This window comes from Streptomyces sp. NPDC104831, assembly GCF_055583025.1.
In genome coordinates this window covers 38,379-47,343 of sequence record NZ_JBVJOT010000058.1, presented here as the reverse complement: position 1 = coordinate 47,343, position 8,965 = coordinate 38,379, and the positions used below count along the sequence as shown (strand labels likewise).

Annotated in this window: 6 protein-coding genes; 1 reads left to right on the top strand and 5 read right to left on the bottom strand. The window is 72.3% G+C overall.

Annotated elements, in window-relative coordinates; genetic code table 11:
- From ACZ63H_RS31315 to ACZ63H_RS31295, 5 genes are all read right to left on the bottom strand, one after another.
- Positions 1-4,394 (bottom strand): beta-ketoacyl synthase N-terminal-like domain-containing protein (locus ACZ63H_RS31315; protein WP_469870867.1); only part of this gene is annotated, 4,394 nt, incomplete at its 3' end.
- A gap of 215 nt (positions 4,395-4,609) precedes the next feature.
- Positions 4,610-5,185 carry a response regulator transcription factor gene (locus ACZ63H_RS31310; RefSeq protein WP_469870865.1) on the bottom strand — a complete coding sequence of 192 codons (576 nt, stop codon included), beginning with the start codon at positions 5,183-5,185 and terminating at the stop codon, positions 4,610-4,612.
- 350 nt (positions 5,186-5,535) lie between these two features.
- Positions 5,536-5,745, bottom strand: coding sequence for a ferredoxin (locus tag ACZ63H_RS31305; RefSeq protein ID WP_469870863.1), 210 nt, complete (start codon positions 5,743-5,745; stop codon positions 5,536-5,538).
- Between the two features lie 5 nt (positions 5,746-5,750).
- Entirely contained in the window at positions 5,751-6,893 is a 1,143-nt protein-coding gene (locus ACZ63H_RS31300; RefSeq protein WP_469870861.1) for a cytochrome P450, read from the bottom strand.
- Between the two features lie 437 nt (positions 6,894-7,330).
- Complete coding sequence (locus ACZ63H_RS31295; RefSeq protein WP_469870860.1) at positions 7,331-8,266, bottom strand: oxidoreductase; 936 nt, start codon at positions 8,264-8,266, stop codon at positions 7,331-7,333.
- 82 nt (positions 8,267-8,348) lie between these two features.
- Here ACZ63H_RS31295 and ACZ63H_RS31290 point away from each other — a divergent pair, with 82 nt between their 5' ends.
- Positions 8,349-8,963 (top strand): acyl-CoA-like ligand-binding transcription factor, encoded by a 615-nt coding sequence (locus tag ACZ63H_RS31290; RefSeq protein ID WP_469870859.1) that lies wholly within the window; start codon positions 8,349-8,351, stop codon positions 8,961-8,963.
- Positions 8,964-8,965 lie beyond the last annotated feature (2 nt).

Sequence of the window (8,965 nt, the reverse complement as noted above, 5' to 3'; positions counted from 1 at the left end):
TCCCGCGCGTCCAGCCCCGCGCCCTCCGCCACCCGCTCCAGCAACCGCGCCGCCTGCTCCCCCAACGCCCCACCACTACGCGCCGACAACACCCAGGGCACGGGGCCCGGTGTGGCCTGCGGTTCCGGAAGGGTCCGCGTCGGGGGCTGCTCCAGGATGACGTGCGCGTTGGTGCCGCTGATGCCGAAGGAGGACACCGCCGAGCGGCGCGGCCGGTCCAGTTCCGGCCACTCCTGCGGCGCGGTCAGCAGCCGTACCGCGCCGGACTCCCAGTCGACGTGGTGCGACGGCTCGTCGACGTGCAGGGTGCGCGGGAGTACGCCGTGACGCATCGCCTCCACCATCTTGATCACACCCGCGACGCCCGCCGCGGCCTGCGTGTGCCCGATGTTCGACTTCAGCGAGCCCAGCCACAGGGGCCGCTCCCGGTCCTGGCCGTAGGTCGCCAGCAGCGCCTGCGCCTCGATCGGATCACCGAGGGCCGTCCCCGTGCCGTGCGCCTCGACCACGTCCACGTCCGCGGGCGACAACCGCGCACTCGACAACGCCGCCCGGATAACCCGCTGCTGGGACGGACCGTTCGGCGCCGTCAGACCATTGCTGCCACCGTCCTGGTTCACCGCCGAACCCCGCACCACCGCCAGCACCCGGTGCCCAAGGCGTTCGGCGTCCGAGAGGCGCTCGACCACGAGGAGACCGACTCCCTCGGCCCAGCCGGTGCCGTCGGCGTCGTCGGAGAAGGCCTTGCAGCGGCCGTCGGGGGCGAGGCCGCGCTGGCGGGAGAACTCGACGAACATGCCCGGCGTGGACAGGACGGTCACGCCGCCGGCCAGGGCCAGGGAGCATTCGCCGTTGCGCAGGGCCTGGACCGCGAGGTGCAGTGCCACCAGCGATGACGAGCACGCCGTGTCCACCGTCATCGCCGGACCCTCCAGGCCCAGCAGGTACGAGATCCGGCCCGAGGCCACGCTGGTGGTGTTGCCGGTGAGGCGGAAGCCCTCGGTGCCGTCGAGCGGGGCGTGCAGGCGCGGGCCGTACTCCATGTTCATGGCGCCGACGAAGACGCCGGTCCGGCTGCCGCGCAGGGAGGACGGGTCGATGGCGGCCCGCTCCAGCGCCTCCCAGGACGTCTCCAGCAGCAGCCGCTGCTGCGGGTCCATCGCCGCCGCCTCACGCGGACTGATCCCGAAGAACTCGGCGTCGAAGTCACCGGCCCCGGTGAGGAATCCGCCGTGGCGGGCGTAGGTGGTGCCGGGGTGGTCGGGGTCGGGGTCGTAGAGGCCGGCGAGGTCCCAGCCCCGGTCGGCGGGGAACTCGGAGATGGCGTCCGTCTCGCCGATCACGGCCTGCCACAGGTGCCGGGGCGAGTCGATGCCACCCGGCAGCCGGCAGGCCATGCCCACGATGACGATCGGGTCGTCGTCGGTGGCGGTGGTCGTGGTGGGGCGGACGTCGTGCTCGTGCCGCGGGGTGTCGAGGACGCCGGTGATCCGCTCGTGCAGGTGCGCGGCGAGGGCCTGGGGGGTGGGGTGGTCGAAGAGGACGCTGGTGGGCAGGCGCAGTCCGGTGGCGGAGACGAGCCGGTTGCGCAGCTGCACGGAGCGGGCGGAGTCGAAGCCGAGGTCGCGGAAGGTGGCGTCGGGGTCGGCGGGGGTGTCGCCGAGGGTTTCGGTGAGGTGGCCGGCGAGCCAGCGCAGGAGGAAGCCGTCCGGTTCGGTGCGGATCCGGTCGCGCAGGGCGAGCGTGGCGGAGCTGAGGTGCTGTTCGGCGACGGTGGTGGCGGGGCGTTCGTCGAGCCAGTGGCGTTCGCGCTGGAAGGCGTAGGTGGGCAGGCCGACGATGCGGGCGGCGCCGATGGTCTCGGCCCAGTCGACGTGGACGCCGGCGGTCCACGCCTCGGCGAGGGAGGTCAGCAGGGTGTGCGGTTCGGGGGTGTCGCGGTGCTGGAGGGCCACCGCGATCTCGGTGTCGGTGGGGTGGACGAGCGGGGTGAGGACGGAGTCGGGGGCGAGTTCCACGAACCGGGTCACGCCCTGCTCCCGGCAGGCGGTGATCGCGTCGTGGAAGCGGACGGTGGCGCCGACGTGTCCGAGCCAGTACTCCTCGGTCATGGCGGTGCCGGTGCGGCCGGTGACGGTGGAGACGATCGGGACGTCCGGTTCGGCGACGGTCAGGCCGTGGATGCGGCGGGCGAACTCGTCCAGCATGGGTGCGGTGAGCGGTGAGTGGGCAGCGTTGCGCACCCGGAGCCGGGTGGTGCGCCGGCCGTCGGCCCGGAACCGGTCGGCGATCCGGGTGACGGTGTCCTCGGCGCCGGACAGGACGACGGCCCGGGGGCCGTTGATGACGCCGATGGAGACGTCGTCGATGCCCTGGAGGGCGGCGGTGGCCTCGTCCTCGGTGGCCTCCACGGCGATCATCGCGCCGCCGGGCGGCAGGTCCTCCATCAGGGCGCCGCGGGCGGCGGCGAGGGCGGCGGCGTCGGCCAGGGAGAGGGAGCCGGAGACGTGCGCGGCGACGATCTCGCCGAAGGAGTGGCCGACGAGGAGGTCCGGTCGGACGCCCCAGGAGGTGACCAGGCGGTACAGGGCGACCTGGAAGGCGAAGAGGGCGGGCTGCATGTACCGCATGCCGTCGAGGGCCGTCGCGGCGTCCTCGCGTTCGCCGAAGAGGACCTCGCGCAGTCCGAGCGCGGGGTCGAAGTGGTCGAGCACCTCGTCAAGGGCGCGGGCGAAGACGGGGTGGGCGTCGTACAGTTCGCGCCCCATGCCGATGTGGTGAGCGCCGCCGCCGGCGAAGAGGAAGGCGGTCTTGCCCGGGGTCGCGGCCACGCCGGTGACGGCCTCGTCGTGGAGCCGGGTGAGGCGCGTGGTGAGGTCGGTCCGGTCGGTGCCGACGACGACGGCGCGGTGTTCGAGGGCGGAGCGGGTGACGGCGAGCGACAGGGCGATGTCGGCGGCTTCGGCTTCGTGGTCGTCCTGGAGGTGGCCGAGGAGTCGTGCGGCCTGGGCGTCCAGGGCGCGGCCGGTGCGGGCGGACAGGACCCAGGGCACGGGGCGGCCGGTGGTGCTGGGGGGTGCCGTGGGGGTGTGGGGCCGGCCGGTGTAGGGGCCCTCGGTGAGGACGACGTGGCAGTTGGTGCCGCCGACGCCGAAGGAGCTGACGCCCGCGACGAGGGGGGCGTCGGAGTCGGGCCAGGCGCCGAGTTCGGTCTGCACCCTCAGGTTGAGTTCGTCCAGCGGGATCGCCGGGTGGGGGGTGTGGAAGTGGAGGGTGGGCGGAAGCTGCCGGTGGCGTACGGCGAGGGCGGCCTTGAGCAGGCCCACGATGCCGGCGGCGGCTTCCAGGTGGCCGATGTTGGTCTTGACCGAGCCGACGCGCAGCGGACGGCGGTCCGTGCCGCGGCCGAGGACGGCGGAGACGGCGGCGGCCTCGACGGGGTCGCCGACGGGGGTGCCGGTGCCGTGCAGTTCGACGTACTGCACCGCCTCCGGGCTGATCCCCGCGTTCGCGTAGGCGCGGCGCAGGACGTCCTGCTGGCCCCGGACGTCGGGGTCGGTGAGCCGGTCGCCGCCGCCGTCGTTGTTGACGGCGCTGCCCTGGATGACGCAGTGGACGGGGTCGCCGTCCGCGATCGCGCGCTCCAGCGGCTTGAGCAGGACGACGCCTCCGCCCTCGCCGCGTACGAACCCGTCGGCGCTCGCGTCGAACAGTGCGCACCTGCCCCGCACGGACAGGGCGCCCAGTCCGGCGGTGGCGACCATGCCGTCCGGTGCGAGGATCAGGTTGACGCCACCGGCGAAGGCCAGGTCGGACTCGCCGCGGCGGATGCTCTCGCAGGCCAGGTGGACGGCGACGAGCGAGGAGGCCTGTGCCGCGTCGACGGCGAGGCTGGGGCCTCGCAGGCCGAGGGTCCAGGAGACGCGGTTGGCGATGATGGCGCGGTGCCGGCCGGTGAAGTCGTGCGCTTCGCCGCGGCCGGTCCGCTCCCGGGAGGCGAGGGTGGCGTAGTCGTCGGAGGAGACGCCGACGAACACACCGGTGCGGGAGCCTTGGAGGCGGTCGTCGCGCAGGCCGGCGTCCTCCATCGCCTCCCAGACGAGTTCGAGGGCGAGCCGCTGCTGCGGGTCCATGGCGGCGGCCTCGTCGGGGTGTACGCCGAAGAAGGCGGCGTCGAAGGAGCCGACGTCGTCGAGGAAGCCACCCCGCCAGGACGCGCGACCCGGGCCCCGGTCCGCCGGCCAGGAGGTGACGGCGTCGGTTCCCTCGGTGAGCAGGCGCCAGAACGCGGCCGGGTCCGCTGCCGCGGGGACGCGGCAGGAGATGCCGATCACCGCGATGGCCGTGTCACGGGAGCCGTCGATCACCTGGTCACCAGACATGGATGGCTTCATGGCGGAAGTATCCGTGTGCGGCCGGGGCGCGGCTTCTGCCAGAGGAACGGGCCCGGCGCCAGGGCTTCGGTACAGGTCGCGGCGGCCGGTCCAGGACTTTCGGTCAGGTCGGCTTTCGGCCAACCACCGTGCCGGGCGCGCCCGTTGGTATGCGGGCACGCCGAGGGGGGGCCTGTCCGCGGACAGGCCCCCCGGTGCCGGCGCTGGGGCGTGCCTCAGCCGGCGGCGGACGCGATGAGCTGCGCCCGGGACGCCATGTGTGCCTTGGCGAGCACGTTGGACACGTGGAACTTGATGGTCTTCTCGCTGAGCCCGAGCTGGCGGGCGATCTCCTTGTTGGCCAGGCCGCGCCGTACGAGGGCGAGCACCTCGGACTCGCGTGAGGTCAGGGGCGTGTGGGTGGGCACGAGGGACAGACGGCGGGGCGGGGTGGCGCGGACGCAGCGCAGCAGTGAGCCGCTGAGGCCGGGTGAGACGTAGCCGCTGCCGTCCTGGGTTCGGCGGACCGCCGTGACGAGTTCCTCCTCCGGGTCGTCGGAGTGGACGAGTGCGGTCACGTCGGCGTGGGCGCTGCGGATCCAGTCCGCGGCGGTGTCCGCGTCGGCCACGACGACCACCACGCCGGCGTGGAGGCGGACCAGGTCGTGGGTGTCTTCGTGCGACCGCGCCGGGCTGTCGACGAGGACGACGACGTCGGGTGCGCACCGTGCGGCGACCGAGACGAGTTCGCCGAGGTCTCCTGCCTCGCCGACCACGATCAGTCCCGGGTCCTGCTCCAGTGCCGCACGCATACCCAGGCGCGCGTAGGGATGTCGATCACATACAACGATCCGTGTCTGGGGTCGACTTTCCAAGTTTTTCCGCTTTCCTGCTTGAAGTGGAATTCACGCAGGGGTGAGAACGCGTCCCGGAATACCGGTTCCGGGAGTTTTTGGGCACGGCTTTTCCGGACGGCGGCATGGGAAAGGAAATGCCGGAATGCTCCCGCGGAAAGGCGCGGTGGTCCGTTCCGTGTGTGCGGTGAATACCGTGTCCGGGCCGTCGGCCGCCGCTTCGCACCGGCGGCCGACGGGAATGCGTCGGGCCGGCGGGAGGCACGGCCCGCGGTGCACGGCGTACTCGACCCCCGTCTACGGCCTCGTCAGTGCGAGGCGACCTGGTCCGTGACGCCGATCGCGCCGACCGGACACAGCTGGGCGGCCGTCTCCACCGACGCGCGCAGGTGCTCCGGCGGCTGTGCGTCGCGCAGCGTCACCAGTCCGTCCGCGTCGTCCTGGTCGAAGACGTCGGGCGCGGTCACCACGCAGTTGCCGGAGCCGCAGCACAGCTCCCTGTCGACTGTGATCCGCATGGCCCTCACCAGGTCACCGGCAGCTCGGCCACACCGAAGGTGACGGCCATGGGTCGCTTGGGCACGTCCGCGAGGGTGGTCTCGGAGCGCAGCGTGGGGAACCGCCGGGCCAGTTCGACCAGGGCGATGCGCAGTTCGGCGCGGGCCAGCGGCTGGCCGATGCACTGGTGCAGGCCGAAACCGAACGCCATGTGGCGGTGGGCCTCGGGCCGTGCCGGGTCGAACAGGCCGGGGTCGTGGAAGACGGAGGGGTCGCGGTTGGCCATGGAAAGCATGGCGACGACCCCCTCGCCGGCCCGGATGGTCCGGCCGCCTATCTCGGCGTCCTCCAGGGCCAGCCGGGGCAGGCCGGTGCGGACGACGGTGATGTAGCGCAGCAGTTCCTCGACCATGCCCGGGGCCACGGCGGGGTCGTCGCGCACGGCCTGGAGGCTCTCGGGATGCTCCAGGAGGGCGAGGGCGGACAGCCCGATCATGTTCGCGGTGGTCTCGTGGCCGGCGACGAGCAGCAGCATCGCCATGCTGAGCAGCTCGTCCTCGCGCAGTTCGCCGGGGACCACGCGCTCGGCCACCAGCCTGCTGAGCAGGTCGTCGCCGGGTGTCGTCCGCTTGAACTTGATCAGTTCGCCGAGGAAGCCGCTGAGCGCGCCGAGGGCGGCCTCGACCTCCTCGGGACCGGAGTTGCGGTCCATGATCGCGCGGCTGTGGAGCTGGAAGAAGTCGTGGTCGGAGTAGGGGACCCCGAGCAGGTGGCAGATCGTCATGGACGGCACCGGCAACGCGAAGTCGTTCATCAGGTCCGCGGGCGGACCTGCGGCCCGCATGCGCTCCAGCGCCTCGACCACCGTCTCCTCGATCAGCGGCTCGATCCGCCGGATGTTCTTGATCATGAACTCGGCGGTGAGCATGCGCCGGAAGCGGCTGTGCGCCTCGCCGTCCATGAAGATGAACAGGCCGGAGGCGTCCTCCTGCTTCGGCGGGATCGGGTTCAGTACCGGAAAGCCGGGACGGTACTGGTCCGAGCTGAAGCCCGGATGGCGCAGCAGCTGGCGGACGTCCTCGTGCCGGGTGACCAGCCACGCCCAGCCCCCGAACGGAAGCCTGACCCTGCCCGTCGGTCCGCCCAGCCGGGCCTCGTCGTCCGGCATGACGGGAATGAAGGGATTGCTGTCCGGACCGATGAAGGGGAAAGCTGGTAGCTCTGTGACATCAACGCTCGACAATTCCGTCAATTCGACCCCCGTAGAACTGCGTTGAAATGACGGATTAACCCTAGCAAGAAACCGGCCAAATATTGGCTGTGACCTGGGTCACAGACCGTTGAGTACGCTCCGGTGTAGGCGCCATCCGGGGGATGCGTCCCCTTTCGGTAAAACGGGCGTCAACATCCGGAAAACTTCGGCGGGGGCTTGGTGCATCCGGTGCGTGGGATAAAAATGGCCCGCCGGAAAAAATGCGCAGCTCAAAGCCGTCCCGACCGGTCCCGCCGCGAGCGGACGCCGTCTCCCCGGGGCGCGGGGGCCGTAGGCGAGCGCGGGATCCGGAGGCCGGTGGCGAAGGTGTGGTCACCGGCCTCCGGATCCGGTCAGGCGGCGGCCGGAAGGGCGAAGCGCACGCCGGTCAGCCCCTCCGACAGCTCCCACAGCCGGTTGCCGGTCGCCGGGTCGGTCGCGCGGGGGGCCAGCTGCACCTGCTTGGGCGCGCCCCGCAGTTCGGCCACGCCGTCCGGCCCGAACAGCTCGCCGCCGCGCACACCGTCGGCGGTGGCCGCGTACAGCTGCGGCAGGGCGCCCTGGTCCGGGGCCTGGGCGAGCGGCAGCAGCAGGCGGCCGAAGAGGAATTTCACCATGCCGACGGGGGCGGCCGTCTGCAGGTTGGTGGCCGTGTACCCGGGGTGGGCCAGCACGCTGCGGACCGGGCTGCCGGCCGCGCTCAGCCGCCGGTGCAGCTCCCAGCCGAAGACGGCGTTGGCCAGCTTGGACTGGTTGTAGTAGCCCATGGGCGAGTACGAGCGCTCACCGGTCGGATCGTCGAAGAACAGCTTGGCCTGGCGGTGGTTGGTGGAGGTCACCGTGACCACGCGGGGGTCCTCGCCCTGCGCCAGCCGGTCGAGCAGCAGCCCGGTGAGGGCGAAGTGACCGAGGTGGTTGGCGGCGAACTGCACTTCCTGGCCCTGCGCGGTGAGCGTCCTGGGCGGCGCCATCACGCCGGCGTTGTTGACGAGCACGTCGGGGCGCACACCGTCGGCACGCAGCCGGTCGGCGAACGCGCGGACCGAGTCCGGGTCGGACAGGTCCAGCCGCCGCACCTCCGCCCGGGCCCCGGACACGCCGGCCGTCACCTCCGCGACCGCCCGCCGCCCCTTGGCCTCGTCCCGCACGGCGAGGATCACATGGCCGCCCTTGCGCACGAGCGCCCGGGTGGTCGCCAGACCGAGGCCGCTGTTCGCTCCGGTGACGACGAACACCCGTCCCTTCTGGTCCGGGATCTGATCGGCGGTCCAGCGCTTCTGACTCGTCATACGGCTCACCGTGCCTTACCTGTCACCAAGTGTCAAGTGTGACACTCTGGGCCAGCAGCGGCACGGCGGATACGATGGGTGGATGACTTCCCGCCCTGTAGGAACCCTGGCCCAGCGCAAGCGGCAGCTCGTCGCGGACGAGTTGACCCAGGCGGCGCTGGGTCTGCTGGCGCGCGGCGGATTCGACGCGGTCACGGTGGACGAGATCGCCGCCGCCGCGGGGGTGTCGAAGCGGACGTTCTTCCGGTACTTCGCGTCCAAGGAGGACGTGGTCGTGCAGTTCCTGACCGGGCTGGGCGCGGCCATGCGGGAGGAGCTGGCGGGCCGTCCGGCGCCGGAGCCGCCGTCCACGGCCCTGCGGCACACGGTGTGGCGTTCCATCGACGCCTGCGCGGGCGAGACCGAACGGACCCTGAGCGTGGTGCAGTTGATCCTCGGGACCCCGGCCCTGCTCGCCCGTTTCCTGGAGCGGCAGGCCCAGTGGCGCGAGGAGCTGGCGGCGGAGGTGGCCGGACGCCTCGGCCTCGACCCGGTGACGGAGCTGTACCCGCGGCTGGCCGCGGGGATGGCGCTGACCGCCTTCCACACGGTGCTGCAACGGTGGAGCGAGAGCGACGGCACGGAGGATCCCGCCGCACTGACCGACCGGTGTTTCGCGGTCATCGCGCCGGCGCTGGACGCGGTGCCGGGCGAGTAGGC

Bases quoted from the DNA above. Each gene is read 5' to 3' on its own strand.
- ACZ63H_RS31310 (WP_469870865.1), bottom strand. From the start codon at position 5,185: ATGCGTGCGGCACTGGAGCAGGACCCGGGACTGATCGTGGTCGGCGAG.
- ACZ63H_RS31305 (WP_469870863.1), bottom strand. From the start codon at position 5,745: ATGCGGATCACAGTCGACAGGGAGCTGTGCTGCGGCTCCGGCAACTGC.
- ACZ63H_RS31300 (WP_469870861.1), bottom strand. From the start codon at position 6,893: ATGCCGGACGACGAGGCCCGGCTGGGCGGACCGACGGGCAGGGTCAGG.
- ACZ63H_RS31290 (WP_469870859.1), top strand. From the start codon at position 8,349: ATGACTTCCCGCCCTGTAGGAACCCTGGCCCAGCGCAAGCGGCAGCTC.
- ACZ63H_RS31295 (WP_469870860.1), bottom strand. From the start codon at position 8,266: ATGACGAGTCAGAAGCGCTGGACCGCCGATCAGATCCCGGACCAGAAG.